Source organism: Streptomyces sp. GSL17-111 (assembly GCF_037911585.1).
GTDB lineage: Bacteria > Actinomycetota > Actinomycetes > Streptomycetales > Streptomycetaceae > Streptomyces.
The window spans coordinates 1,771,450-1,797,353 of record NZ_JBAJNS010000001.1; the positions used below are offsets into that span (position 1 = coordinate 1,771,450).

Genomic DNA, 25,904 nt, shown 5'->3' on the forward strand with positions numbered 1-25,904 from the left:
GGCCCCTCCGACAGCGGAGGAGCCCGGTCACGGGAGCGGCCCTCCTACACGGCGGTCGGGGGGCCGCCGACCGCCTCCTCCCGGAGGTCCTCCAGGGTGACGGCGTCCTCGGGCGCCTCGACGGACACCCGCCGGTCGAACTCGGAGAAGGTGAGGGACGACTCGCCCTCGGGTCCGTCGCTCTCCACCCGGAGGATGCGGGGGTTCTCGTCGTCGTTGGCGACGAGGATCGTCAGGGTCTCGCCGTCCTCGTCCTCGCCGGTGATCGGCAGGACCTCGCGGCCTTCGAAGGAACGGGGCTCACCCACGGAGTAGTCCGACCCGGTGGTGCCGCTCCGCCCCGCGTCGCCGTCGGTCAGGTCGTCGAGCAGGGATTCGAGGTCGCAGAACTCCTCGAAGGCGTTGTCGCTCGATCCCATGTCGATCCAGCGGTCGGCCATGAGCTCGATCGCCTGGTCGGGCAGTTCCTCGTCGGGGCCCGTGCGCAGGAAGCTCGCGTCGGCCTTCATGAAGCCGTTCCCGTCGCTCAGGCCGACGAAGTCGAAGCCGCCGGAGTCCTGCCGCATGCTTCCGTAGCAGCCCGCGCCCCGGCTCAGTGTGAGGTCCATCTCGGTCGTCACCCCGTCGACGGGGAGGACGCCGCGTATCCGGAAGGAGCTGAGCGCCAGCGTCGTGTCGCGGGTCGCCTCCTCCAGCTCGTCCACGGTCATGTGCTCCAGCCTCGTGCTGGTCGCCCGCTCGTAGAAGGACCGGTCGTCGCCCGCCGCGCCGTCGACGTCCGGCCCCCCGTCGTCCCGGCCGCAACCGCTGAGGCCCAGCACGACGGCGGCGGCCACCGCCGCGCTCCGCTTCCCCGTCTTCACCTTCGTTCGTCCCCTCCCCTGGTCACCGCGCCGCGACCGGCACGGTGCGCCATCCCATCACGCCGACGGCGCGGGGGCTTCGGCGGGGCGCGGCCGCTTCCCGTGCCCGGCCCTGCGGAGACCGGCCGTCCGTCCGGGTCACTCGACGACGTGGCGGCCTTCGGGGAGGGCCGGGCACGAGGAGCGGAACGCGCAGTGCGAGCAGTGCCGTCCGGGGTCGGGCGAGAACCGTTCGTCCAGGACGCGTCCGGCGGCGGTGGCCAGGAGGTCCCCGATCCACTCCCCCGCCGGGTCGGCGGACAGGGGCTCCTGTCGCTGGACGGCGGGGAGCGCGTCGCCGCCCTCCTTCTTCGGCGCACCGACGCGCAGGTGGACGAGTTCGGCGCCCCCCGCCTCCAGGGCCGGGTCGCCCTCGCGGAGCGCGAGCTGGTAGACGGCGAGTTGGGGGTGGCGTTCGACGTCGGCGGCGGAGGGCTTGTTCCGGCCGGTCTTGAAGTCGACCACGTAGACCCGGCCCTCGGCGTCCTCCTCCACCCGGTCGATGCTGCCGCGCACCCTGATCCGCACCCCGCCGTCGGAGCCGTCGGAGTGCTCGGCGTCGTGGGGCCCGGGGGGCCCGTCGGAGTCCTCGGCACCGACGGGCAGCGTGACGTCGAAGGTGTGCTCGGTGGCGAGCGTGCGACGGCCGGAGCGGTCCAGGACGTGCCAGCGCAGGAAGCGCTCCAACGCGGCGCGCGCGTTGTCCTTCTCCTGCCGCGACTTCCAGGGCGCTTCGAAGGCGAGGGCGTCCCAGACCGAGTCGAGCCGTTCGAGGAGCACCCGCAGGTCGGCCGGGGTCGTTCCGGAGGCGACCTCGTCGGCCAGGACGTGCAGGACGTTGCCGAAGCCCTGCGCCGTGCTGGGCGGGGCGTCGGCCTTCACCTCCCGGCCCAGGAACCACTGGAGGGAGCACGCCGTGGCCAGCTGGCCGACGGAGCTGCCGGACAACGCCACGGGCAGGCGCGGGTCGCGCAGGGGGACGGCGGACCGGGTGGGTTCGGCCAGTCCCCACCAGCGCTGGGGGTGGGCGGCGGGCACCAGGGAGTGGCCGTCGTCGTCGCGCAGGGAGGCGAGGCGGGCGAGCCGACGGGCGGCGGCCTGCCGCAGGGCCGGGCTGACGGCGGGGTCGACGGTGGTGGCGCGCAGTTCCGCGACGAGCCCGGCGACGGAGAGCGGGCGCGGTGGCCGCCCGGCGACGTCCCGGGGGGTGACACCGAGCTCGGCGAGGAACCGGGACGGCTGGTCGCCCTCCTCGGTGGCGCTCTTCACGGCGGTGACCACCAGACGGTCCCGGGCCCGGGTGGCGGCCACGTAGAACAGCCGCCGCTCCTCGGCCAGCAGGGCGCCGGGCGGCAGCGGCTCGGCGAGGCCGTCCCGGCCGATGCGGTCGGCCTCCAGGAGGGAGCCGCGGCGGCGCAGATCGGGCCAGAGCCCTTCCTGCACGGTGGCGACGACGACGAGCCGCCATTCCAGACCCTTGCTGCGGTGGGCCGTCATGAGGCGGACGGCGTCGGGGCGCGCGGCCCGGCCGGCGAGGGTGTCGGCGGCTATGTCCTGGGCGTCCAGCTCGGCCAGGAAGTTCAGGGCGCCCCGGCCCCCGGTGCGTTCCTCGGCGCGGGCGGCGGCGGCGAAGAGGGCGCAGACGGCGTCCAGGTCGCGGTCGGCGTTGCGTCCGGCGGCACCGCCGCGCCGGGCCGCGCGTTCGAGCCGGTCGGGCCAGGTGGTGCCGTTCCACAGCTCCCACAGCGCCTCCTCGGCGGTGCCGCCGCCGGCCAGCAGCTCGCGGGCCTTGCGCAGGAGGAGGCCGAGGCTCTGGGCGCCGCGCGCGTAGGCGGGGTCGTGGGCGACCAGGCGCTGCGGCTCGGCGAGTGCCTGGGCGAGGAGCTCGTCGGACGGCCGGGGCACGGCGCGCCCGGCGGCGCGTTCCTCCTCGCGCAGCGCGCGGCCGAGGCGGCGGAGGTCGGCGGCGTCCATGCCGCCGAGGGGGGAGGCGAGCAGGGTGAGCGCGGTCTCGGTGTCCAGCCAGGCCCCGGCGCGCTCCCCGGCTCGCTCCGGCGCGTCGGGGGCATGGGGAACATCGGGAGGGGTGCCGGGCGCGCTGTCCGCCGCGCCGGCGACCGCGCGCAGGGCGGTCAGCAGGGGCGTCACCGCCGGTTCGCGGCGCAGCGGCAGGTCGTCGCCGGAGACGTCGACGGGTACCCCGGCGGAGGTGAGCGCGCGGCGCAGGACGGGCAGGGCGGCCCCGGCGCGGACGAGCACCGCCATCTCCCCCCAGGGGACGCCGTCCTCCAGGTGGGCGCGGCGCAGCAGGTCGGCGATGTTGTCGGTCTCGGCCCCCGGGGTGGGGTAGGTGTACGCCTCGACCCGGCCGCCGGAGCGCTGCGGCCGGGGTTCGCGGTGCGCGCGGACGGCGTCGGCGGGGAGGCGGGGCAGCGGCATCCGGCGGGTGAGCTGCCGGGTGGCGGCCAGCAGATCGCCTCCCGAGCGCCGGTTGGTGCGCAGCACGGTCGTCCGGGCGCCGGGGAAGACGTCGGCGAAGTCGAGGATGCCGTTCACGTCGGCGCCCCGGAAGGCGTAGATGGACTGGTCGGGGTCGCCGAACGCCACCAGGGGGCGGGACGCGCCGGGCGGTCCGGCCAGTGCCCGCAGGAGCCGCACCTGGGCCGCGTCGGTGTCCTGGTACTCGTCGACGTACACCGCGTCGTAGGCGCCGGACAGGAACTCGGCGGCGCCGTCCGGCCCGGTCCGTTCGGCCAGGAGCACGGCGCGGTGGACGAGCTCGGCGTAGTCCAGCACGCCCTGGAGGTCCATGACGTCGAGGTACTCGGCGAGGAAGGCGGCGGCGGCCGACCAGTCGGGTCGGCCGGTGCGGGCGGCGAAGGCGGCCAGCTCGCCGGGGCCGAGGCCCAGTTCGCGGCTGCGGGCGAGGACCGCGCGCACCTCGTCGGCGAAACCCCGGGTGGTGAGGCAGGCGCGCAGCTCCTGCGGCCAGTCGATCCGCGGAACCCCGCCTTCCACGTGTCCCGCCAACAGGTCGCGGATGTGGAGATCCTGTTCCGGTCCGGAGAGCAGCCGGACCGGCTCGGCGAAGTGTTCGGCATCCTGGTGGGCGCGCACCAGGGCGTAGCAGTAGGAGTGGAACGTCGTGGCCTGCGGGGCCGTGCCGCCCATCCGGGCGGCCATGCGGTCCCGCAGCTCGACGGCCGCCTTGCGGCTGAAGGTCAGCACCAGGACGCGCTCGGGGCGCACGCCCCGGCGCACCCGTTCGGCGACGGCTTCGACCAGGGTCGTCGTCTTGCCGGTGCCGGGGCCCGCCAGGACGAGCAGGGGGCCCCGGTCGTGGTCAACCACAGCCCGCTGCCCTGCGTCCAAGGCAGGGAGACTCGCCCGATCCGGCGGCGTGCGTACCAGCCGGTAGGTATCGGACATCTGGGGGGAACTCACGTGGATCGCCGGCCTCGGGGTCTGTGCTGGATGGTGCAGACGGTACGCGAACGGACTGCCGGGCCGCAGAGCGTCTCCGCACTACCCCGAACGGCACGCCCGCCCCGGGGGACGCCGCACGATGACGGAAGCTGGACAGTGTGAACGGCCAGGAGCACCGCAGCCACCGGGAGACCCGGTACGGCGCCCGGAACGTCCCGGTGCCGGGGCGCGTGCCGCCGTCAGGAGCCGTCCGGGCCACTCGGCCCGGCCCACCGGGCCCGGCGCAGGTCGAGCCGGGGCCGGCCGCCCGCGCCCGCCGGGCGCAGCGGGGTGCCCTCGGCGCGGTAGTGGCGCAGCGCCCGCTCCTCGCTGCCGCGCAGCAGGGCGCCGTCGGCCCGCACGACGCGCCACCACGGGACGGCGCCGCCGTACAGGGCCATCACCCGGCCCACCTGACGCGGCCCGCCGGAACCGGGTATCGCGCCGGGCCGCCCGCCGTCGGCCGCGCGCTCCCCGGCGTCCTCGCGCAGCCACCGCGCCACGTCCCCGTACGTCAGAACGCGCCCGGGCGGGATCAGCTCGGCGACCTCCAGCACCCGTTCCGCGTAGTCAGGCAGCTCTCCCATGCGGGCCATCGTGCCGTACGCCTCGGACACGCCGGGCGGGCGGAAGGTCGGAAAGATCACAGCTCCGCCCGTCATCGCCCCCTGCTGCACGCGCCTGTCTGCGGCCCGTGCCACCATCGTCCGGGCGGTGACGCGTGATACGGGATCGAGAAGAGCAGTCCGGACGTCAGCCGGGCGGGAACCCTCCCCAGGAGGAGGGCCGCCGGGCCGATGCGGTGCGTCCCGAAGCCGCCGCGGCGCCCGGGCCCGATGACGGCGTCCGGCCCCCCCACCACGGCACGGACCACCGGGACGGGACCGCGCGGCCGCCCCGCCGGACGCGCGGCGGCCCCGGCGGGGTGCGGGACCTGCTGCGCCGGATCGCGGGCGGCCCCGCCCACCCGGACTCCGACGTGTCCGAGCAGCTCGACGGCGACGAGCCGCTGCTGTCGGCCCGCGTCCACCGCCCTTCGGACCTGCTGCGGCTGCTGCTCGGCGCCGTCGGTATCGCCGTCGTGCTCGCCATCGCCTACTTCGCCCACGCCACGACGGCCGGTATCGAGCAGGACATCGACAAGGGCGCGGGCCAGGCGCCGCCGCTGGTCATCAGCATCACGGGCGTGGTCTCCAGCATCGCCGTCCTGATCGTGCCCGTCGCCTTCGCCATCGAGCGGCTGATCAAACGGGACGGGCTGCGCATCGCCGACGGCGTGCTGGCGGCCGTGCTCGCCCACGGTGTCTCGCTCGCCGTGGCGCTGTGGATCGCGGAGGCGGCGCCCGCACCGATCCAGGAGGCGTTCACCAAGTCGGCCCCCGGCGGCGGCCTGACCGACCCGGTGCACAACTACCTCGGGCCGGTGATCGCCTACATGACGGCGGTCGGCATGGCCCGCAGGCCGCGCTGGCGGGTGCTGCTGTGGGTGGTGCTGCTCGCCGACGCCCTCTCCGTCCTGATCAGCGGCTACACCACCTCCCTGGCCATCGTCCTGACGGTGCTCATCGGCTGGAGCGTGGCCTACGGCACCGTGTACGCCGTCGGCTCGCCCAACGTCCGGCCTACGGGGCAGAACCTGCTGGCCGGTCTGCGGCGCGTCGGGTTCGCGCCGGTGAGCGCGGTGCGCGCCGAGGACGGGCAGGCGGACCACGACCGGGGCCGCCGCTACATCGTCGCCCTGGAGGACGGGCCGCCCCTGGACGTCACGATCGTCGACCGGGAGCAACAGGCCCACGGCTACTTCTACCGGGCGTGGCGGCGTCTCTTCCTGCGCGGCTTCACCCAGCGGCGCAGCCTCCAGTCCCTGCGGCAGGCCCTGGAGCAGGAGGCGCTGCTGGCCTACGCGGCCATCGCGGCGGGGGCCAACGCGCCGAAGCTCATCGCCACCTCCGAGCTGGGGCCCGACGCGGTGATACTCGTCTACGAGCACATCGGGGGACGTCCGCTCGACGCGGTGCCGGACGCGGAGGTCACCGACGCGCTGATGGAGGCGGCGTGGCTGCAGGTGCGCGCGCTCCAGTCGCGCCGCATCGCCCACCGCAGGCTCAGCGGGGACGCGCTCCTGGTGGATCACTCCGGCGCCGTGTTCCTCACCGACCTGCGGGTCGGGGAGATCGCCGCCGGTGACATCAGCCTGCGCATGGACGTCGCCCAGCTCCTGACCACCTTCGGCCTGCGCGTGGGGGCCGAACGCTCGGTGCGGGCCGCCGTGGACGTCCTCGGTCCGGACGCCGTGGCCGACAGCCTCCCGCTGCTGCAGCCCCTCGCACTCAGCCGGGGCACGCGGCACACCCTGCGCCGGCTCGCGAAGGAGCGCGCCGAGCGGGAGCGCGAGCGGGTGCTGGAGGCCGCGAAGGCGCACCGAGAGGCGCGGGAGGCCCGGTCGGCGGAGAGCGTCGACCAGCCGCTCACCGCGCAGGCCGGCGGCGCCGAGCAGGCGGAGCACGTCCGGCTTGAGAAGACCGAGCGGGAAGCCGTCGAGCGGGCGGTGGAGGAGGAGCGGGAGGAGGACCTCCTCGCGCAGATCCGCGAGGAGGTGCTGCGGATACGGCCACAGGCCCCCGTGGCACCCGTGCAGCTGCAACGGATCCGGCCCCGCACCCTGGTGAGCTTCATCGCCGGTGCGCTCGGCGCCTACTTCCTGCTGCCGCAGCTCGCCCACGACAGCGTCGGCGACATGATCACCGAGGCACACTGGGGCTGGGTGCTGTTCGCCGTGGCCGCCGCCGCCACGAGCTACGTCGGCGCGGCGCTGAGCCTGCTCGGCTTCGTGCCCGAGAAGGTGCCGTTCCTGCGGACGGTGTGGGCCCAGGTCGCCGGCTCCTTCGTCAAGCTCGTCGCCCCGGCGGCGATCGGCGGTGTCGCGCTCAACACGCGCTTCCTGCAGCGGGCCGGGGTGCGCCCGGGGTACGCGGTCGCCAGCGTGGGCGCGTCCCAGCTCTTCGCCCTCGGGATCCACGTGCTGCTGCTGCTGAGCTTCGGGTACATCACGGGGAAGGAGCAGGCCCCCTCCATCCCGCCCTCCCGCACGGTGATCGCGGGGCTGCTGACGGTCGCCGTCCTGGTGCTCATCGTGTCGGCGATCCCGCCGCTGCGGCAGTTCGTCGGCACCCGGGTGCGGGCCCTGTTCGCGGGCGTCGTGCCGCGCATGCTGGACGTCGCCCAGCGTCCGACGAAGCTGGCCAGCGGGATCGGCGGCATGTTGCTGCTGACCCTGGCCTTCGTGCTGTGTCTGGACGCCTCGGTGCGCGCCTTCGGTGGCGAGGTCAGCTTCGCGATGGTGGCCGTCGTCTTCCTCGCCGGGAACGCCCTGGGCTCGGCGGCGCCCACTCCAGGTGGCGTGGGTGCGGTGGAGGGCGCGCTGATCGTCGGGCTCACCGCTCTCGGCGGGCTCCCGGAAGGGACGGCGATCTCGGCCGTGCTGCTCTACCGGCTGCTGACGTTCTGGCTGCCCGTGCTGCCCGGCTGGCTCGCCTTCACCCGGCTCACCGCCCGCAAGGCGCTCTGACCCGCCGCGCCGGGTCGCCCGCGTGGGCGCGTCGGCCGGTCACCCGGTCGGGTCCGCACAACGGGCGGCGCCCGCGGCGACGCGCTGACGATGGCAGTCCCCGACCCTGGGAGCAGCCATGCCAGCAGCCGTCCACCGGGGTGGCGCCCTCGCCGCCGCCGCTCTGCTCGTCGGCCTCTCGGCCACGGCCGGGTGCGCGGGGAACACGGGGGCCCGGGGCGAGCGGACCGAGCCGCAGGCCGTGGGGCAGCCGCCGAGCCCGCCCCCGGCTCCGGAGCTCCCGTCCTCACTGACGGACCAGGAGCTGACCTGGCGCACCTGTCCGGCCGCCCCGGAGTACGGCGCGGGCGGCCCCCCGCAGCCGCCGGAGCCGATGCCGGACGGCACGCAGTGGCGGTGCGCGTCGATGAAGGCACCGCTCGACTACGACGAGCCGGACGGCACCACGATCGACGTCGCCCTGGTCCGCGCCCGCAGCCAGGCGGAGGGCGACGAGCGGATCGGCTCGCTGATCTTCAACTTCGGCGGCCCGGGCGGTTCGGGTGTGACGACGCTGCCCGTCTCCGGCGCCGACTTCGCGACCCTGCACGAGCGGTACGACCTGGTGAGCTTCGACCCGCGCGGCGTCGCGCGCACGGCCCCCGTCCGCTGCCTGTCGGACCGGGAGCTGGACGCCTACCACCAGGAGGCGACCGTTCCGACGAACCGGGCCGAGGGCGAGGAGTACCTCGACGAGCAGACCGCGTACGCGCGGGCGTGCGAGCGCAACTCCGGTGGCGTCCTGCCCCACGTGCGCACGATGGACACCGCCCGCGACATGGACCTCATGCGCGAGGTCCTCGGGGACGACACGCTGCACTACTTCGGCATCTCCTACGGCACGGAGCTGGGCGGCGTCTACGCGCACCTCTACCCGGAGAACGTCGGCCGGGCCGTCTTCGACGCCGTGGTGGACCCGACGCTGGACCCGGCGGAGTCCGGCCTCAACCAGACCAAGGGCTTCCAGCTCGCCCTCACCAACTTCCTGAAGGCCTGCGACGAGGACGGGGAGTGCCCGATCGGCGACACCCCCGCCCAGGGCGAGCAGGCGATCGTCGACCTGCTGGAGCGGCTGGAGGAGCGGCCCCTCCGCACCAGCGACCCCGACGGGCGCGAACTGAACGCCTCCCTCGCCTCCGCCGGTATCGCGCTCTCCCTGTACTCGCAGGACTTCTGGCAGATCCTCACCGAAGGACTCCAGGACGCGATGGACGACGACGACGGCACCCTGCTGCTACGGCTGAGCGACCTGCTCAACGGCCGCCGGGACGACGGCACGTACGACAACAGCCAGGCCGCGCTGACGGCGATCAGCTGCGCCGACGCCGAGCCGCGCTACACGCTGGACGACGTGCGGGAGTGGCTGCCGCGCTTCCGGGAGGCCTCCCCCGTCTTCGGCGAGACGGCCGCCTGGGGCCTGGTGTCCTGCCACGACTGGCCGGTCGAGGGCGTCTGGGAGCACCCCGAGGTCAGCGCGCCGGGTGCGGCGCCGATCCTCCTGATCGGTACGACGGGGGACCCGGCGACGCCGTACGAGGGGGCCGAGCGCATGGCGGAGCAGCTCGGTGAGGAGGCCGTCGTGCTGACGTACCGGGGTGAGGGGCACGGCGCGTACAACGGCGGCGACCCGTGCGTGCGCAAGGAGGTCGACGCGTACCTGCTGGAGGGCGACGTCCCCGAGCCGGACGCGGAGTGCGGCGGGGCCTGACAACCTCCGCCCGCGCACGCGTCGGAGGGCGCCCCGGTCCGGCGACGGCACCGGGACGCCCTCCGACATGCGGGCCTGCTGGTCCAGCAGGCCGTGCCGGACTAGTAGACCGGCTTCTGCGGCTCGATCTGGTTGACCCAGCCGATGACACCACTGCCGACGTGGACGGCGTCGGCGAAACCGGCGTTCTTGAGCACCGCGAGGACTTCCGCGGAGCGGACACCCGTCTTGCAGTGCAGGACGATCCTCTTGTCCTGCGGGAGGTCCTGGAGGGCGCCACCCATGAGGAAGTCGTTCTTCGGGATCAGCCGGGCGCCGGGGATGGAGACGATCTCGTACTCGTTCGGCTCGCGCACATCGATGATGTCGATGTTCTCGCCCTCGTCGATCCACTCCTTGAGCTGCTTCGGCGTGATCGTCGAACCGGCTGCGGCCTCCTGGGCCTCGTCGGAGACGACGCCGCAGAACGCCTCGTAGTCGATGAGCTCGGTGACCGTCGGGTTCTCCCCGCACACCGCGCAGTCCGGGTCCTTGCGGACCTTGACCTGGCGGTAGGTCATCTCCAGGGCGTCGTAGATCATCAGGCGGCCGACCAGCGGGTCGCCGATGCCCGCGAGCAGCTTGATGGCCTCGTTGACCTGGATGGAACCGATGGAGGCGCAGAGCACGCCCAGCACGCCGCCCTCGGCGCAGGAGGGCACCATGCCCGGCGGCGGGGGCTCGGGGTACAGGCAGCGGTAGCAGGGGCCGTGCTCGCTCCAGAAGACCGAGGCCTGACCGTCGAAACGGTAGATGGAGCCCCACACGTACGGCTTGTTCAGCAGCACGCAGGCGTCGTTGACGAGGTAGCGGGTCGCGAAGTTGTCCGTGCCGTCGACGATCAGGTCGTACTGGGCGAACAGCTCCATGACGTTCGTCGAGTCGAGCCGCTCCTTGTGCAGGTTCACCTGCACGTACGGGTTGATCCCGAGGACGGTGTCCCGGGCGGAGTCCGCCTTGGACCGGCCGATGTCGGCCTGGCTGTGGATGATCTGGCGCTGGAGGTTCGACTCGTCGACCTCGTCGAACTCCACGACGCCCAGGGTGCCCACCCCCGCCGCGGCGAGGTACATCAGGGCGGGCGAGCCGAGACCGCCGGCGCCCACGCACAGCACCTTGGCGTTCTTCAGCCGCTTCTGGCCCTCCATCCCGACATCCGGGATGATCAGGTGGCGGGAGTACCGGCGGACCTCGTCGACGGTGAGCTCGGCAGCCGGCTCGACCAGCGGTGGCAGCGACACGGAGACCTCAGCTTGGGTGGTCGGAACGTACGGTTGTTCTCTCCGCAACACTGCCACGGGCTATCTCATTCCGAGATGGCCGGTCCGGTCCGCGAGACGATCTCGTCCCAGTAGCCGGGCAGCGCCTCGAACGGATCGGTGCCGCAGCCCCGGGGGGACGCCGACGGGCCCGTCCCACCAGGGCCGCATCCGCCGCGCGGCCGGCCGGTGGCGTCCGTCACGTAGACGGTCCCGGCGCCCTGCCACCGGGCGAGGCGCAGGGCCTCCTCCAGATGACCGCGCGGGACGCCGTGGACGAGGTGGCAGAACCGCGAGGCCGGATGGTCAGCCGTCCACTCCGGGGCCTGCGACCAGCGGTAGTCGGCCCACCTCCCCCGGAACGTGACGAGCTGCTCGGCGATCGCCGCGTAGCCGGGGTCCGGGTGCGTGTCGTGGCCCAGCACCAGGTGGAGGGCGGGGTGGCCGAGCTCCGCCCCGAGCCCGCGCAGCGCGGTGACGACGGCGCTCGCGGCCGGGAGCGTGACCGCACCGGCGGGCGCGCGGTCCAGGTAGAAGCCGCTGACGCCGTACCAGTCGAGGAAGCGCGCGGCGTCCGTCAGCAGCTCGGGGCCGGAGCGGACACCGCGGCGCAGGTCCAGATGGCCGAGCAGGGGCACGCCGGAGGCCCGCAGCCGGGCCGCCGCCGCGAGGCAGTACGGGTCCGGGCGGGCCCCCGCACCGCCCGTGACCGGTACCCGCAGCACCGCCCAGTGCACCGGGGCGCCCGGGCGGGCCAGCTCGGCCCACTCCACCGGGGCCACCAGCGGATGGGCGTACCCCGGTACGCCGAGGCCCAGCCACCCGGCCGCCCGGGCCGTCGGCAGCGGAACGGGCCTCAGATCCGACACGCGGCCTCCATCCAGATGTCCGCGAGCGACTCCTCCAGCCCGATCCGGGGCCGCCAGCCGAGGCGGTCCCGGGCGGTCCTGACGTCGGCCTGCTGCCAGGCGCCGCAACCGTCCGGGTAGGGGGGCTGGACGTGCCCGGCGCCGAGGTGGGGCTCGTCCAGCTCCAGCACGGAACCCGCGTATCCGGCCACCCGTACCAGCATTCCGGCGGCGTCCCGCAGCCGGACGGCCCGCCCCGTGCCGATGTTGACGACGCCCTGGGCGGCGGAGAGGGACGCGGCGTGCACGGCGCGGGCCACGTCCCGCACGTCGACGAAGTCCCGCTGCACGGCGAGCCCGGAGAGCTTCAGCTCGTGGTCGCCATGCTGCATGGCGCGCCGCATGGCCTCGGCGAGGCGTCCGAGCGGCGAACCGGCGGGCGTGCCCGGCCCGGCCGGGGAGAACACGCGCAGCACGATGGCGTCGAGCCCCGAGCCGAGGACGAGTTCGGTCGCGGCGAGCTTGCTGACGCCGTAGTGGCCGCCGGGTCGGGGCATCGCGTCCTCGGCCGTCGAGGAGCCGGGCTGCGAGGGGCCGTACTCGGCCGCGCACCCGACGTGCACCAGCCGCGCGGTGCACCCGCTGCGGCGCAGGGCCTCGCACACGGTGGCCGTGCCGACGGTGTTGTGCCGCAGCAGGTCGCGGGCGCTGCCCCGGATGGCCCCGGCGCAGTTGATGACGACGCCGGGGTGGACGGCGTCCAGGAAGCGGGTGAGCGCACCCGGGCTGCCGCTGGACAGGTCGAACCGGACGTCGGAGTCGTCGCGGCGGCCGAGCGCGGTGAGCTGGACGGCCGGGTCGGCGAGCAGGCGGTCGGCCACGTAGCGGCCGAGGAAGCCGTTGGCCCCGAGCAGCAGCACCCTCATCGTGCTTCCTCCCCCGGTCGGCGCGAGAGGCCGGCGGCGTGCGACACGGTCATCGATTGGGCTCCTTGTGGACGGGGATGGTCGGGGGTCTCGGGCGTCCGGCCGGGCGGCGGGGACGCCGCGCGACGGGCCGGTGCGGGGACGGCGGCCGGGGTCGCGCCCTCCGGGCGGAGGGCGCCCCGCAGCGGATGGTGGGCGGACGCGCCGGTGAGGTGCGTGACGGCCGGGGCGAGCAGGCACAGCCAGGCCAGGCCGCAGGCGGCGGCCTGCACCGTGGCGGGGCCGGCGGCGGCGACCACCCGGCGCAGGGGCGCGTCCACCGCGTCGAGGCCGGGCAGGTCGGCGGCGACGGCGCAGCCGAGGGCGAGGGCCTGCACGGCGCAGGCCGCGCCGAGCCCCAGGGCCGCCGGGCGGGGGAAGCCGTGCGCGGCCAGCAGCAGCGCGGTGAAGAGGAGCAGGCCCGTGGTGGTGACGGCGGCGGTACCGGCCAGGAGGTGCGCGTCCGGGCCGCCGTCGGCGACGGGCGGCGCGCCGGTCAGCGCGTACCGGGCGGCGGCCTGGACGGTCAGGAGGGCCAGGCCGCACAGGGCGAGGGTCCCGGCCAGCAGGGGCCTGACACGCGCGGTGAAGGCCCCCAGACTCCGGCTGACCGCCAGCCGGTGCCGGGCCCCGGCGGCGAACCGGTGCACGCACCAGGCCACGGGCGCGACCGAGAAGGCCAGCGACAGCGCGACCCAGCGGGGCGCCGGACGCAGCGGCGCTCCGCCGTCGAGGAGTGCGCCCAGGAGCCCGTCGCCGAGCAGCGCGTAGGCGAGCAGCCAGCCCCCCGCCAGGACCGACGGCCACCCGAGCGGCACGCCCCGCAGGGCCGTCCGCAGGGCCGCGCGCAGAACGGCCGCGACGAGCAGGACGGCGAGGAGCGCGGCGGGCCACCGCAGGGGTGCGGGGAGGGGCGCCGGGAGCCGCGCGGAGAGGGCGAGGGCGCACAGCACTCCGGGCAGGAGGGTCAGCGCCCCGCGCACCACGGAGCGCACCACGGAGCGCACCACCGAGCGCCCCCCGGTGCGCGCCCCGCATCGGCCGGGCGCCTGCGGCCACCGGGGGCGGCGGACCCGGCGTCCGGCCCGTCGGGACGTTCCCGTCCCGGCCGGAGCGGGCGGCTCCGCCCGGGCCGAGCGGGCGAACAGCTCCTCGGCCAGCCCGAAGACGTCCCGGTGCCGGTAGCGGGCGGCGGCGCGGTCGTTGACCCCGTGCGCCTCCAGAACGGCGGCGATCTCCAGCGGGTCCACGGCCCGCGCGCACAGCTCCCGGTGCTGGTGCAGCAGCGGCCGCACCGGGTCGGCGGGCCCCCGCCGGACGGCTCCCGGTGCCTCGGTGCGGGGCGCACCGCCGACGGCGGGCCGCTCGGGACGTCGGGGCGGGGTGCCGAGGGCGGCGGAGGACCGGTCGTTCCAGGCACCGGGGCTCTGCGGGGCGCGCGGCTCGTACTCCACGGCGCTCATCGGGCACCCCCGCCCGCTCCGACGCGCGGCCCGGGGCCGGCCGGTTCTCCGGGGCGCTGGGCCGAGCGGGCCCAGCTCGGCCGTCCGGCCGGGGCCGGGCACGTCCGGACAGGCGGTACGGCGGGCGCCCCCGCGTCGGCCGTCGCCGGCTCGGGCCCGAGGCGCCCGGACGCCCAGCGGACGGGCACGTGGGCCTCGGCGGACCGCGCGAAGGGGCGGGCGCCGCCGCCGGAGGCTCCTTCCTCCGCGCGGCGGCGCGCGATCAGCTCCAGGTACATCCCGTGGAAGGCCTGCAGGTTCTGTTCGACGGTGAACAGCTCCAGCGCGCGGGCCCGGGCGGCGGCGCCGAGCCGGGCCCGCCGGGCGGGGTCGCGCAGCAGTTGGAGGCAGGCGTCCGCCAGGGCCCGGGGGTTGCGCGGGGGCAGGACGAGCCCGGTGCCGCCGATCACCTCGCAGACGGCCCCGGCGTCCGTGGAGACGGTCGCGCGACCGCTGAACATCGCCTCCACCAGGGAGACGGGGAACCCCTCCACGACGCTGGAGAGCACGACGACGGCGGCGCCGGCGTAGGCGTCGGCGAGCCGGGGGACCTGCGGTGATCCCACCTCGGTGAAGGTGACCGGGTTCGTCCCCACGCTGCGGGCGTCGCGCGCCTCGTCCGGGAAGAGCTGGGCGGCGAGGGTGCGGCAGTGGGCGGCGTACGCGGCGTCGTCGGCCGCGCCGGAGCCGACGAGCAGCAGCCGGGCCCGGGGCTCGACGCGGCGCACCTCGGCGAACGCGTGCAGCAGCGCCACCACGTCCTTGGCCGGCTCGACGCGTCCCGTCCACACCAGCGTGGGAGCCGGGTCGGCCACGCCGTCGTCCTCGGCGACGGCGGTGAACGGTCTGCTGTCCATGCCGGGGTAGACGGTGCGCAGCTTGTCGCGCTCCGCGCCGCAGCGCTCCTGCCAACGGCGGGCGTGCGCGTTGCCGGGCGTGATCACCTCGGCGCACCGGTACGCCTCGGCCGCGAGCCGGGCCTGGAAGGAGGCGAGCAGGGAGCGGACCGGGGCGGCGGCCGCGGCGGGCGGCACGCCCCGGGCGGACCGCCGCGCGGCCCCGACGGCTCCGACCGCCCCGAGGTAGTGCTCGCGCAGCCGGACCCCGTACTCGGTCAGGAGGAGTGGTGTGCCGATCCGCTGCCGTACGAGCAGCGCGGGCAGGGCGGCCGGTCCGGCGCCGACGGCGTGGCAGAGGTCCGCCCCGGTCAGTGCCGGGTCGCCGCCGCTTTCGCCGGGACCGGGGCCGTACCAGTCGAGCGAGAGGGGACGCAGGGCGCGTTCGAGCCGCTCGACGACGGCGAGCAGGTCCGGGACGGACGCGGAGCGCGCGGAGCGCAGCGCGCCGGGGGCCCGGCAGGCGGACTCCAGAAGCCGGACCGCCTGCTCCGAGCGCAGGGCGGCGGGCAGCCTGCCGTGTTCGCGGGCGAGGTCGGCGAGCCCGTAGAGGCCGGTGGCGAAACGGTCCGCCTGTGGTTCCTCGGCGCACACGGCGGCGGCCAGTTCGGCGAAGTGCGCCGCGAACAGCGCGCGGGCGCGCCGTCCGTAGCCACGGCGCTCGCCGGGGCGTCCGACGGCGGGCGGACCCCACAGCCGGGCCGTCCGCACCTCCCGCACGGACGGTGGCAGGGGGCACCTGGCCCCCTCGTCCTGACGACGGCTGCGGCTGAGCGCGTACACCGTGAACTCGTGGTCGCCGAGGCCGTGGACCAGCCGTCCGCACCAGGCGGCCGACTCGCCGCGCGCATACGGGTAACCGCCCTCGGTGAGGAGCGCGATCCGCATGGCGTCACCCCCGTTCTTCTCCTGTTCCGGCGCAACGGGACGACGCTATGCGGGGGATACGGGGGGATGATGGACGGTTGTCCGCTCTACCACTGGAAGGGGTGAACTACCGTGACCTTCCGCCGGTGCGGACGTTCGGTCCCTGATAAGGCGGTCTGGTCAACGCGCGCCGGTGACGCGGCCCCGGCCCCGGGGCGGAGCCCGGCCGACGACGGCCTCAACCCTCCGGGTGGGGCCAGGCGTTGGGACGGCAGGTCGCCGAGCCCGAACTGAGCGTCTTCGTCTGCTGCATCATCACCGGAGCGAGGTCGCCGTCCTTCTCGCAGCCCACGTGGCCGAGCCCGAGCCGGTGCCCGACCTCGTGGTTGATGAGCATCTCCCGGTACTCGCGGAGGAGATCGGGGCCGTAGGTGGGCGATCCCTCGCCCCAGCGGTAGGCGTTGATCATGATGCGTTCCGTGGACGCCGAGTCACACGAGACGTTGTCGACCGTCGTGTCCAGCCCCGACTTGGCACACCACTCGGCCGTCGTCCCGGGGCTGGCCAGCGTCATGACGAAGTCGGCCTCGCCCTCGGCGACCCGCTCGAAGCTGTAGCGGCCCTCGTGGCTCCAACTGCGCTCGTCGGTCAGGGTGCTGTGGACGGCGCGGGCGAACAGCTCCGGGTCCAGGCCGAGGTCGTCCTCCACCTCCACCCGGTAGGTCAGCTCCGTGCCGCGGCCCGCGCCCGGGTCCGTACCGGGCACGACGGTGAAGCTGCCCGGGCCGGTCAGGTCCGGGTCGACGGGCGTCGCCGTGGCGAGCCGCTCCTCGTACGTCGGCTCCGGCGGCGCGTCGGTGGGGGCGTCCGTGCCGGGCCCGTCCTGCTCCGCGCCCGGTTCTCCGGCGCGCTCCCCACCGTCCGCCGCCTGGGTGACGCTCTCCCCCACCGTGCCGTCCTGGCCCAGGACGAGGAGGGTCGTGGCGGCGGTGACGGCCGCCGCGCACAGGCCGGTGAACATCCGCAGCCGTCCGGTGCCGCCGGGGGCACCGGCCGCACCGGTGCCGGAGCGCTCGCCGCCGGGGGCCGGCGGATCAGCGGGGGAGCCGGTTGCGGGCGAAGCGCCCTCGGGGGAAGCGGTGGCCGGGCGGGGGGCCGCCGGCTCGTCCCGCTCCTCGGCCGCGGCGCCGCCCGGGGTGTCGAAGGCCGCCACGTACTCCGACCGGGGCCCGGGGACCGTCGGCCGGGCCGGCGCGGGGTCGGGCGGACCAGCGGACCGCTCCGGGTCGGGCGGACCGGCGGGCCGCTCCGCCGACCCGGACCCCTCGGCCGGTGGGCGGGGACCGGGCAGGGATGCGGGGGCGGACGGCGTGGGTGGGGAGTCGGCCGTCGTCCCTCGGGCGCGACGGGGGCGGCTGTGTCGTCCCACGCGGCGTTCAGCTCCTGTCCGGCTCGGTCGTGCTGCCGTCACGCGTCTCGGCCAGGAACCGGCGGACGGCCGCGGCCACCTCCTGGGGGTACTCCATCATCGCCACGTGCCCGGCGCTGGGCATGGTCACCAGCCGGGAGTCCCGGAAGGCGCGGTTCGCCTTGCGGGCCATGCGGAAGGAGACCAGCCGGTCCCGCCCGCCGTAGACCAGCAGGGTGGGGGCGAGGACGCGTTCGGCCTGGCGCCAGAGCGAGTGCTGACCGCCGAGAGTGTAGGCGTCGACGACGCCGCGCGCCGAACGGGCCAGGCTGTCCCAGAAGTGCGGCAACCGCAGCCGCCGCTCGAACTCGGCGGCGGCCTCGGCGAGGTGCTCCTCCGTGGCCCGGGCGGGATCGCCGTAACAGAGGTTCAGCAGCGCCCGCGTGCGCTGCTCGGCGGTCATGCCGCGCGAGAGCCGGCGGTATCCCTGGACGACGCCCGGCAGCGCCAGCAGCGCCGTCGGCAGCGCGCTGCGCTGCGGCCGCAGCTCCGGCAGGGCCGGGGAGACGAGGGTCAGGGTGCGGACCAGGTCGGGACGGGCGGCGGCGACGCGCGTGGTGACGGCGCCACCGAGGGAGTTGCCGAAGAGGTGCACCGGGCCGTGCCCGGCGGCGTCGAGATAGCGGACGACGGCGCGGGCGTGGGCGGCCACGGAGTAGCGCTTGTCCTCGGGCGGCGGCGACCAGCCGAAGCCCGGCAGGTCGACGGCGTCACCCCGGACGTCCCCGGCCAGCTCCGCCATGAGCGCCGTCCAGTTCAGCGAGGAACCGCCGAGGCCGTGGACGAAGAGGGCGGGGGGCGCGTCCGCGCGGGCCGGCCCGGGCGTCGAACGCACCGCGAGCGTGAGTCCGGGCAGGGAGACGGTCCGCGGTGGCCGCCCCGGTGAGCCGCCGGCCGCGGGAGCCGACGGCTCGCGGTGCTGTGCGGCGGTCCGTACGTGCGGCTGGTCGGGAGAAACCATGCAAGGCATGTTACGACTCGATCACGCGCGCGATCACGTGTTCGGAGTCACAGGTTCCCCATGGCGGGCCACGGGCGCCCCGTGCGGCCCCTCGGCCCCGACGGCACCACTGACGGGGCCGCCTCGCGCCGTCATCCTCCTCGGCCTAGGCTCGTGTGGGAAGCCCGCGCCGGGGTAAACGCGCCGGGATAAAGGGGTGGCGTTGTGCCAGTAGATCCCCCAGCAGATCCCATCGAACCGGAGACCTTCGAGGACACCGTGAACGACGACGACATCCGCCCCACGACGGACGAGCCCGGTACCGAGACGCCCGAGGCCGACGCGGCCGAGCAGCGCACCGAGGTCCGCGAGCCCCAGGACGGCCCCTCCGCCGCGCCGATCCCCGACGACGTGAACCCCGCCGACGCCGCCGAGCAGGCCCGCGTCGTCGAGCTCGACGAGGACGACTACCGGTGACGGACGCGGGCAGGCCGGGCCTTCCCGCCCTCGACCTCCCGAATCAGGACATACCCTGCGCTAGTCGGGCGCGCCGTGTCCAGAAAGTGAAAATGTGCGCCCGCGACGCGCGCGTCCCGGTTACCCGAAAGTACGATGACGGATGCGGCGCATCTTCGCGTCCGGAACGATCCAGGGAGGCGGCGTGACAGCCATGGAGCAGACCGAGGCACGCCCGCGGGGCACGCGCCTGCCGCGGCGGGCGCGGCGCAACCAGCTGCTGGGTGCCGCGCAGGAAGTGTTCGTGGCGCAGGGCTACCACGCCGCCGCGATGGACGACATCGCCGACCGGGCCGGGGTCAGCAAGCCGGTGCTCTACCAGCACTTCCCCGGCAAGCTGGACCTCTACATGGCGCTGCTCGACCAGCACTGCGAGGCGCTGCTCCAGGCCGTGCGCGACGCGCTGGGGTCCACGACCGACAACAAGCACCGGGTGGCGGCCACGATGGACGCCTACTTCACGTTCGTGGAGAACGAGGGCGGGGCGTTCCGTCTCGTCTTCGAGTCGGACCTGACGAACGAGCCGGCGGTGCGCGAGCGGGTCGACCGGGTGAGCCTGGAGTGCGCGGAGGCGGTCAGCGCCGTCATCGCCGAGGACACCAAGCAGCCGCGGGACCAGGCGATGCTGCTGGCGGTCGGGCTGTGCGGCATGGCCCAGATCACCGCGCGGTACTGGCTCGGGGCGGGGCAGCCCATCCCCAAGGACGCCGCCGCTTCCCTGATCTCCTCCCTCGCCTGGCGCGGCATCGCCGGCTTCCCGATGCAGGACTGACAGCGACGGCCCGGCCCTCGCTCTCAGTTCCGCGTGTTCGCTGCGGGCGTTGCGGGCCGGAGGATGCCGGGCGCCGGGCCGGGCTAGGGTGAGCACACAGTGCGCGGTCGTCCGCGCAGCAAGTGAGCGTGTCGGAAGGGTCGAAGGGACATAGCGTGGAGGTCAGGATCGGCGTGCTGCACACGCCTCGCGAGATCACCCTGGAGAGCCGGCAGAGCGCGGAGGACATCGAGAGCACCGTGGCCGACGCCCTGGCCGGCAAGTCGGGGCTCCTGAGCCTGGAGGACGAGCACGGCCGCAAGGTGCTCGTCCCCTCGGACCGGCTCGCCTACGTGGACATCGGCGACCCGACGGCCCGCCGCGTGGGCTTCGGCACCGTCTGAGCCGTTCGAGAGCGCCGCACGAGCGGTGCTCGAACGGCGCGGTCCCCGCACGACCAGGGCGCATCCACGGCGCACGAGCGCAGCGGACGGCGGTCGGGAGGAACTCCTCCCGACCGCCGTTTGCCGTGTCTCCCGGGAAGGAAGAGTAAGAGCGGAACGGTCCCGTCCCATCCCGCCGGCTCGGAGGTGCCCATGCTCGGGGAAGCGCTCGGCTCCGCACTCCTCGGTCTCGTCGTGGCCTGCGCCGCGTTGCGCGGCTTCCCCCGCCGCTTCGCGAACGCACCCCTGGTATTAGCCACCGGCATCGTGGCGGCCGCCGTGGGCGGCCTGGTCACCCGTGCGGTCGTCGGCCCGGGGCACCTGACGGTCTCGCTCCTGCTCGGCGCGGGGGTGGCCGCCGCTCTGGTGTCCCTGCTGCTGGACGGCCAGCGGCGCGTCTACTCGCGCCCGTCCCTGGGCGGCCACCAGCGGTAGGCCGTCGGTCGGGCGCCGGTCACGCGGTCTACGCGGCGAGGCCGAGAGCGGCCATGCGCTTGGTGTGCGCCTCGGTGATGCGGGAGAACATCCGCCCGACCTCCGCCAGGTCGAAGCCCGCAGCGGCACCGCCCACCAGCATCGTCGACAGCGCGTCCCGCTCGGCCACGACCCGCTGGGCCTGGGAGAGCGCCTCGCCCATCAGCCTCCGGGCCCACAGGGCGAGCCGTCCGCCCACCCGGGGGTCGGCCTCGATCGCCGCCCGCACGCGGTCCACGGCGAAGCTGGAGTGCCCGGTGTCGTCCAGCACGCCGAGCACCAGGTCCCGGGTGTCGGTGTCCAGCCGTACCGCGACCTCGCGGTAGAAGTCCGAGGCGATGGAGTCGCCGACGTACGCCTTGATCAGGCCCTCCAGCCAGTCCGAGGGCGCGGTCTGGCGGTGGAACTCGTCCAGCGAGGCCACGAACGGCCGCATCGCCTCCGTCGGGTCGACGTCGATGTGGAGGAGCCGCTCCCGCAGCGTGTCGAAGTGGTGGAACTCCGCCGCGGCCATCGCGGCGAGCTCGCCCTTGTCGGTCAGGGTGGGGGCCAGCTTGGCGTCCTCCGCGAGCCGCTCGAAGGCGGCCAGCTCTCCGTAGGCGAGGGCTCCGAGCAGGTCGACGACCGCCGCCCGGTACTGCGGGTCGGCGGACGCCCGCGCCCAGTCCCGGGCTGCGGTTCCGGACTCGGGCTGCGGCGAGGTGGCGGAGGTCTCAGACGTTCCCATGCGGGGCACAATAGCCGTCCTCACCTGGTGCGGAAGCGGTCAGGGCGCATCCCCCGGGGGGAGGCGTCCCCCCGGGCCGGGGATTGCGCCCGGTACACCTGCGCGGTTTCGCGGTACAGTGATATAGAGCCCGACGGACAACCGGCGGGCCTGTGCATGAGCGCCTGTGCATGCGAGACTGCACGACACATGTACAAAAGGTCGCGTGCCGCGTTCCAGGCGGCGTGCGGCACGGTATGCAGCACCCACACCGGGAAGCCTCCCGGAAGCGGATGCCCGGTCGGTAGCACGATCGGCTCCGACCAGACCGCCCTCCGCACTGTGAGGGGCCGCTCGCGCGAGATGAGCGCTTGAGCGAGAGCTAGTGGTCCTGCGCCGCGCGCGATGAACGACGCGGACGTGGTACGACCCGCCTCGCCGCCTTGTGTCGCGTCTCATGGAAGAGGCAAGCTCCTGTCCACCACGACTTTCCGCGAACTCGGAATCCTCCCCGAGACCGCCGAGGCCCTTGAGGCCGTCGGCATCGTCACCGCCTTCCCCATCCAGGAGATGACGCTCCCCGTCGCCCTCGGCGGCGGCGACGTCATCGGCCAGGCCAAGACCGGCACCGGCAAGACGCTCGGCTTCGGGCTCCCGGTCCTGGAGACCGTGACCGTCCCCGCCGACGTCGAGGCCGGCCGCGCCACGCCCGAGCAGCTCACCGACGCCCCGCAGGCGCTCGTGGTCGTCCCGACCCGTGAGCTGTGCCAGCAGGTGACCAACGACCTGCTCACCGCCGGCAAGGCCCGCGACGTGCGGGTCCTGGCCATCTACGGCGGCCGGGCCTACGAGCCGCAGGTCGAGGCGCTGCGCAAGGGCGTCGACGTCGTCGTCGGCACGCCGGGCCGGCTGCTCGACCTGGCCGGCCAGCGCAAGCTGGACCTGAAGCACATCCGGGCCCTCGTCCTGGACGAGGCCGACGAGATGCTCGACCTGGGCTTCCTGCCCGACGTCGAGAAGATCATCCAGCAGCTTCCGGCGAAGCGGCAGACGATGCTCTTCTCCGCGACGATGCCCGGCCAGGTCATCTCGCTGGCCCGCCGCTACATGTCGCAGCCCACGCACATCAGCGCCACCTCGCCGGACGACGAGGGCGCGACGGTGGCCAACACCACGCAGCACGTCTTCCGCGCGCACTCCATGGACAAGCCGGAGATGGTCTCCCGCATCCTGCAGGCCGAGGGCCGCGGGCTGGCGATGGTCTTCTGCCGCACCAAGCGCACCGCCGCCGACATCGCCGAGCAGCTGAGCCGACGCGGCTTCGCCTCCGGCGCCGTCCACGGCGACCTCGGCCAGGGCGCCCGTGAGCAGGCGCTGCGCGCCTTCCGCAACGGCAAGGTCGACGTCCTCGTCTGCACCGACGTCGCCGCGCGCGGCATCGACGTCGAGGGCGTGACGCACGTCATCAACTACCAGACGCCCGAGGACGAGAAGACGTACCTGCACCGGATCGGCCGCACCGGCCGGGCGGGCGCGTCCGGCACGGCCGTGACCCTCGTCGACTGGGACGACATCCCCCGCTGGCAGCTCATCAACAAGGCGCTGGGTCTGGCGTTCCCCGACCCCGAGGAGACGTACTCCACCTCGCCGCACCTGTACGAGCTGCTGGGCATCCCCGAGGGCACCAAGGGCGTGCTGCCGCGCGCCGAGCGCACGCGGGCCGGTCTCGCGGCCGAGGAGGTCGAGGACCTGGGCGAGCCCGGCGGCGGCCGTCGCGGCCGGGGGCAGGCCCGTACGGCTCCCGCCGAGGAGCGTCCGCAGCGCAGCCGCACTCCGCGCCAGCGCCGACGGACCCGTGGCGGCCTCACCCTGGACGGCGCGGCCGCCGCGACGCCCGCCGGTGAGGCGGCGTCCTCGGGCGCCCCGGCCGCTGCGGCCCCGGCCGCCTCGGGGGAGGACGGCGGGGCGCGCAAGCCGCGTCGCCGTCGCCGCCGCACCCGTTCGGCCTCGGCCTCGGCCTCGGCCGAGCAGTCGACGGACTGACGCCCCGCCCGCACCACCGCACCGGCCTGTGAGCGCCGGACGGCCCCGGCCGTCCGGCGCTCTCCCGTACCGGGGCGGCGGACGGGCCGGTACGGCGGGCCGTTAGCGTCGGGGCATGAGCAAGCCGCCCTTCCTCACGCTGCCGTCCGGAGCCCGCGCCCGCCGGCTCGTCACCGCCCGCGGTGCGTTCGCCGTCCACGAGTGCGGCCGGCCCCGGCTCGGCACCGCACTGCTGCTGCCCGGCTTCACCGGCAGCAAGGAGGACTTCGTCGCCCTCCTCGGCCCCCTGGCCGACGCGGGCTTCCGCGTCGTCGCGGTGGACGGCCGGGGCCAGTACGAGACCGAGGGCCCGGCGGACGAGGCGGCCTACGCCCTGCCGGAGCTGGCCCGGGACGCCCTCGCCCAGGCCGAGGCGCTGGACGCCGGAGGGGTGCACCTGCTCGGGCACTCGCTCGGCGGGCTCGTCGCCCGGGCGGCGGTGCTGCGCGACGCGTCCCCCTTCGCCTCCCTCACCCTGCTCAGCAGCGGTCCCGCCGCCGCCTCCCCGCTCCAGCAGGAGCGGGTCCGCCTGCTGCAGGACGCGCTGCGTACGCTGAGCATGGCCGAGGTCTGGGAGCGGATGCGGGCCCTCGACCCGCCGGAGGCGGCCGGGGCCGGCACACCCCGCGAGGTCACCGCGTTCCTGCGCAAGCGCTGGATGGCCACCACCCCCGCCCAGCTCATCGCCACCGGCGACATCCTGCTCGGCGAGCCCGACCGCGTCCCGGAGCTGGCGGCCCTGCCGCTGCCCCGGCACGTCGTCTCCGGTGCCCGGGACTACGCCTGGCCGGTGCCGCTGCTGGCCGACATGGCGCGCCGCCTGGGTGCCCCGCACACGGTGATCGACGGCGCCGAGCACTCCCCGAACGCCGAGCGCCCGCAGGAGACGGCCGCCGCCCTCGCGGCCTTCTGGGCGGACGTCAGCCCGCGACGACCTGCCGGACGCCGTTGATGATCTGCTGCACGGCGATCGCCGACAGCAGCATGCCCGACAGCCGCGTCACCAGGACGACACCGCCCTCCTTGATCAGCCGGACGATGGCCAGCGAGTAGCGCATCGTCAGCCACAGCACGACGTGCATGGCGACGATGGCGCTCCAGACCGCCACCTGGCCGTCGAGGCCGTCCGCCCGCTGCACGGCGATGATCACCGCGACGATCGCACCGGGGCCGGCCAGCAGCGGCATGCCCAGCGGTACGAGGGCGACGTTCACCTCCTTGGTCTGCTTCGGCTCGTCGGTCTTGCCGGTCAGCAGGTCCAGCGCGACGAGGAGCAGCAGCAGGCCACCGGCGATCATCAGCGCCGGGGTCGACACGTGCAGGTAGTCGAGGATCTGCCGGCCGAAGATGCCGAAGACGGTGATGACCGCGAGGGCGACGGCCGCCGCCTGCCAGGCCATCCGGCGCTGCACCTTCACCGGGCGCCCGGAGGTGAGCGCGAGGAAGATCGGTGTGATGCCGGGCGGGTCCATGATGACGAAGAGGGTGAGGAACAGGGAGCCGAAGACGGCGGCGTCGAACACGGTGGTGCCTTGCGAGAGGTGGGGAGGACGGGGTCGGGGTGGTGGGCTCAGGCCGTGTACGGCCGGGCCCCGGAGCCCCGCGCGGCGATCTCGGCGTAGACGTCGGGCGACGTCGTGTACTCGCCGAGCCGACAGGTCTTGCGGCTGCCGTGGTAGTCGCTGGAGCCGGTGGCCAGCAACCCGAGATCGGCGGCGAGGCCGTGCAGGCGGGCCCGCGTGGCGGGGTCGTGGTCCATGTGGTCGGCCTCGACGCCGTCCAGCCCGGCGGCCGCGAGCTCCGCGACGGCGCTCTCGGGCACGCACGCGCCGCGTTTGACGGCGAGCGGGTGGGCGAAGACGGCGACGCCGCCGGCGCCCTTGATGAGCCGGACGGCGTCGAAGGGGTCCAGCTCGTGCTTGTCGACGTGGGCGCGGCCGTCGTTGGCCAGCCACTGCGCGGTGAAGGCGGAGGACACGTCCGGCACGACGCCCGACTCGACCATCGCCGTGGCGATGTGCGGGCGGCCCACCGCGCCGTCCCCCGCGATCCGGGCGACCTGCTCCCAGGTCACGGGCGCACCCAGCTCCTGGAGCTTCGCCACCATGGCCTTGGCGCGCGGCACCCGGTCGTCGCGGACCAGTTCGCGCTCGCGGGCCAGCTCCGGCTCGTCCGGGTCGAAGAGGTACGCCAGCATGTGCAGGCTGACCCCGCCCAGGCGGCAGGACAGCTCCGCGCCCGTGACGAGCGTCAGACCGGTGGGGAGGGCCGCGACGGCCTCGTCGTACCCGGCGACGGTGTCGTGGTCGGTGAGGGCGACGACGTCCAGCCCGGCCCGGGCGGCGTTCCGCACGAGCTGCGCGGGGGTGTCGGTGCCGTCGGAGGCGGTGGAGTGGGTGTGCAGGTCGATCCGCACAGGCACGCTCCGAACGCTCGACGGGGACAGGGGGACACGGGGCGGCCCCA

The 25,904-nt window shown here is 75.1% G+C and carries 21 protein-coding genes; 8 read left to right on the forward strand and 13 right to left on the reverse strand.

What is annotated here, in order from left to right:
* Positions 1–44: 44 nt before the first annotated feature.
* The 3 genes from V6D49_RS07490 to V6D49_RS07500 all read right to left on the reverse strand — a co-directional run bounded on the left by V6D49_RS07490 (position 45) and on the right by V6D49_RS07500 (position 4,954).
* Entirely contained in the window at positions 45–863 is an 819-nt protein-coding gene (locus tag V6D49_RS07490) for a hypothetical protein (protein ID WP_340558197.1), read from the reverse strand.
* 138 nt (positions 864–1,001) lie between these two features.
* Positions 1,002–4,331 carry an ATP-dependent helicase gene (locus V6D49_RS07495; RefSeq protein ID WP_340558199.1) on the reverse strand — a complete coding sequence of 1,110 codons (3,330 nt, stop codon included), beginning with the start codon at positions 4,329–4,331 and terminating at the stop codon, positions 1,002–1,004.
* A 236-nt stretch (positions 4,332–4,567) separates the two neighbouring features.
* Entirely contained in the window at positions 4,568–4,954 is a 387-nt protein-coding gene (locus V6D49_RS07500) for an MGMT family protein (protein WP_340558200.1), read from the reverse strand.
* A gap of 134 nt (positions 4,955–5,088) precedes the next feature.
* Here V6D49_RS07500 and V6D49_RS07505 point away from each other — a divergent pair, with 134 nt between their 5' ends.
* Complete coding sequence (locus tag V6D49_RS07505; RefSeq protein ID WP_445330481.1) at positions 5,089–7,935, forward strand: lysylphosphatidylglycerol synthase domain-containing protein; 2,847 nt, start codon at positions 5,089–5,091, stop codon at positions 7,933–7,935.
* Positions 7,936–8,053: 118 nt separating this feature from the next.
* On the forward strand, positions 8,054–9,682 hold the full coding sequence (locus V6D49_RS07510; protein WP_340558202.1) for an alpha/beta hydrolase: 1,629 nt from the start codon (positions 8,054–8,056) through the stop codon (positions 9,680–9,682).
* Between the two features lie 101 nt (positions 9,683–9,783).
* On the opposite strand, the gene moeZ is transcribed toward V6D49_RS07510, so the two are convergent.
* From moeZ to V6D49_RS07545, 7 genes are all read right to left on the reverse strand, one after another.
* Complete coding sequence (gene moeZ / locus V6D49_RS07515) at positions 9,784–10,962, reverse strand: adenylyltransferase/sulfurtransferase MoeZ (protein WP_340558204.1); 1,179 nt, start codon at positions 10,960–10,962, stop codon at positions 9,784–9,786.
* 65 nt (positions 10,963–11,027) lie between these two features.
* Positions 11,028–11,849 (reverse strand): spherulation-specific family 4 protein, encoded by an 822-nt coding sequence (locus tag V6D49_RS07520; protein ID WP_340558206.1) that lies wholly within the window; start codon positions 11,847–11,849, stop codon positions 11,028–11,030.
* Entirely contained in the window at positions 11,837–12,754 is a 918-nt protein-coding gene (locus V6D49_RS07525) for an NAD-dependent epimerase/dehydratase family protein (protein ID WP_340558207.1), read from the reverse strand. The genes V6D49_RS07520 and V6D49_RS07525 overlap by 13 nt, the downstream gene beginning before the upstream one ends.
* Complete coding sequence (locus tag V6D49_RS07530) at positions 12,751–14,256, reverse strand: hypothetical protein (protein ID WP_340558208.1); 1,506 nt, start codon at positions 14,254–14,256, stop codon at positions 12,751–12,753. The genes V6D49_RS07525 and V6D49_RS07530 overlap by 4 nt, the downstream gene beginning before the upstream one ends.
* Positions 14,253–16,079, reverse strand: coding sequence for a DUF3492 domain-containing protein (locus V6D49_RS07535; RefSeq protein ID WP_340558210.1), 1,827 nt, complete (start codon positions 16,077–16,079; stop codon positions 14,253–14,255). Before V6D49_RS07535 ends, V6D49_RS07530 begins: the two co-directional genes overlap by 4 nt.
* Before the next feature lie 217 nt (positions 16,080–16,296).
* Positions 16,297–17,271, reverse strand: coding sequence for a DUF3152 domain-containing protein (locus tag V6D49_RS07540; RefSeq protein ID WP_340558212.1), 975 nt, complete (start codon positions 17,269–17,271; stop codon positions 16,297–16,299).
* Between the two features lie 223 nt (positions 17,272–17,494).
* Positions 17,495–18,487 (reverse strand): alpha/beta fold hydrolase, encoded by a 993-nt coding sequence (locus V6D49_RS07545; protein ID WP_340558214.1) that lies wholly within the window; start codon positions 18,485–18,487, stop codon positions 17,495–17,497.
* A 204-nt stretch (positions 18,488–18,691) separates the two neighbouring features.
* Between V6D49_RS07545 and V6D49_RS07550 the strand changes: the two genes are divergently transcribed.
* From V6D49_RS07550 to V6D49_RS07565, 4 genes are all read left to right on the forward strand, one after another.
* Positions 18,692–18,943 carry a hypothetical protein gene (locus V6D49_RS07550; protein WP_340558216.1) on the forward strand — a complete coding sequence of 84 codons (252 nt, stop codon included), beginning with the start codon at positions 18,692–18,694 and terminating at the stop codon, positions 18,941–18,943.
* 184 nt (positions 18,944–19,127) lie between these two features.
* Positions 19,128–19,754 (forward strand): TetR/AcrR family transcriptional regulator, encoded by a 627-nt coding sequence (locus V6D49_RS07555; RefSeq protein WP_340558217.1) that lies wholly within the window; start codon positions 19,128–19,130, stop codon positions 19,752–19,754.
* Positions 19,755–19,909: 155 nt separating this feature from the next.
* On the forward strand, positions 19,910–20,137 hold the full coding sequence (locus V6D49_RS07560) for a DUF3107 domain-containing protein (RefSeq protein ID WP_191211066.1): 228 nt from the start codon (positions 19,910–19,912) through the stop codon (positions 20,135–20,137).
* Positions 20,138–20,329: 192 nt separating this feature from the next.
* On the forward strand, positions 20,330–20,611 hold the full coding sequence (locus tag V6D49_RS07565; RefSeq protein ID WP_340558218.1) for a hypothetical protein: 282 nt from the start codon (positions 20,330–20,332) through the stop codon (positions 20,609–20,611).
* 28 nt (positions 20,612–20,639) lie between these two features.
* Here the strand turns inward: V6D49_RS07565 and V6D49_RS07570 are convergent, their stop codons facing one another.
* The gene (locus V6D49_RS07570) at positions 20,640–21,377 is read right to left on the reverse strand and encodes a ferritin-like fold-containing protein (protein WP_340558220.1); all 738 of its coding nucleotides are present in this window, start codon (positions 21,375–21,377) and stop codon (positions 20,640–20,642) included.
* Between the two features lie 384 nt (positions 21,378–21,761).
* Between V6D49_RS07570 and V6D49_RS07575 the strand changes: the two genes are divergently transcribed.
* Both V6D49_RS07575 and V6D49_RS07580 read left to right on the forward strand, forming a co-directional pair.
* Positions 21,762–23,399 carry a DEAD/DEAH box helicase gene (locus tag V6D49_RS07575; RefSeq protein ID WP_340558221.1) on the forward strand — a complete coding sequence of 546 codons (1,638 nt, stop codon included), beginning with the start codon at positions 21,762–21,764 and terminating at the stop codon, positions 23,397–23,399.
* 115 nt (positions 23,400–23,514) lie between these two features.
* On the forward strand, positions 23,515–24,390 hold the full coding sequence (locus V6D49_RS07580; protein ID WP_340558223.1) for an alpha/beta fold hydrolase: 876 nt from the start codon (positions 23,515–23,517) through the stop codon (positions 24,388–24,390).
* Here V6D49_RS07580 and V6D49_RS07585 read toward each other — a convergent pair.
* Positions 24,359–24,961 carry a MarC family protein gene (locus tag V6D49_RS07585; RefSeq protein ID WP_340558225.1) on the reverse strand — a complete coding sequence of 201 codons (603 nt, stop codon included), beginning with the start codon at positions 24,959–24,961 and terminating at the stop codon, positions 24,359–24,361. The genes V6D49_RS07580 and V6D49_RS07585 overlap by 32 nt on opposite strands.
* A gap of 47 nt (positions 24,962–25,008) precedes the next feature.
* Positions 25,009–25,854: a PHP domain-containing protein gene (locus V6D49_RS07590; RefSeq protein WP_340563771.1), complete on the reverse strand. Its 846-nt coding sequence runs from the start codon at positions 25,852–25,854 to the stop codon at positions 25,009–25,011.
* Positions 25,855–25,904 lie beyond the last annotated feature (50 nt).

What these genes read in the sequence shown, in the direction of transcription:
- V6D49_RS07495 (WP_340558199.1), bottom strand. Translation starts at nt 4,331, where the DNA reads ATGTCCGATACCTACCGGCTGGTACGCACGCCGCCGGATCGGGCGAGT.
- V6D49_RS07500 (WP_340558200.1), bottom strand. Translation starts at nt 4,954, where the DNA reads ATGGGAGAGCTGCCTGACTACGCGGAACGGGTGCTGGAGGTCGCCGAG.
- V6D49_RS07510 (WP_340558202.1), top strand. Translation starts at nt 8,054, where the DNA reads ATGCCAGCAGCCGTCCACCGGGGTGGCGCCCTCGCCGCCGCCGCTCTG.
- V6D49_RS07525 (WP_340558207.1), bottom strand. Translation starts at nt 12,754, where the DNA reads ATGAGGGTGCTGCTGCTCGGGGCCAACGGCTTCCTCGGCCGCTACGTG.
- V6D49_RS07530 (WP_340558208.1), bottom strand. Translation starts at nt 14,256, where the DNA reads ATGAGCGCCGTGGAGTACGAGCCGCGCGCCCCGCAGAGCCCCGGTGCC.
- V6D49_RS07535 (WP_340558210.1), bottom strand. Translation starts at nt 16,079, where the DNA reads ATGCGGATCGCGCTCCTCACCGAGGGCGGTTACCCGTATGCGCGCGGC.
- V6D49_RS07545 (WP_340558214.1), bottom strand. Translation starts at nt 18,487, where the DNA reads ATGGTTTCTCCCGACCAGCCGCACGTACGGACCGCCGCACAGCACCGC.
- V6D49_RS07565 (WP_340558218.1), top strand. Translation starts at nt 20,330, where the DNA reads ATGCTCGGGGAAGCGCTCGGCTCCGCACTCCTCGGTCTCGTCGTGGCC.
- V6D49_RS07570 (WP_340558220.1), bottom strand. Translation starts at nt 21,377, where the DNA reads ATGGGAACGTCTGAGACCTCCGCCACCTCGCCGCAGCCCGAGTCCGGA.
- V6D49_RS07575 (WP_340558221.1), top strand. Translation starts at nt 21,762, where the DNA reads ATGAACGACGCGGACGTGGTACGACCCGCCTCGCCGCCTTGTGTCGCG.
- V6D49_RS07580 (WP_340558223.1), top strand. Translation starts at nt 23,515, where the DNA reads ATGAGCAAGCCGCCCTTCCTCACGCTGCCGTCCGGAGCCCGCGCCCGC.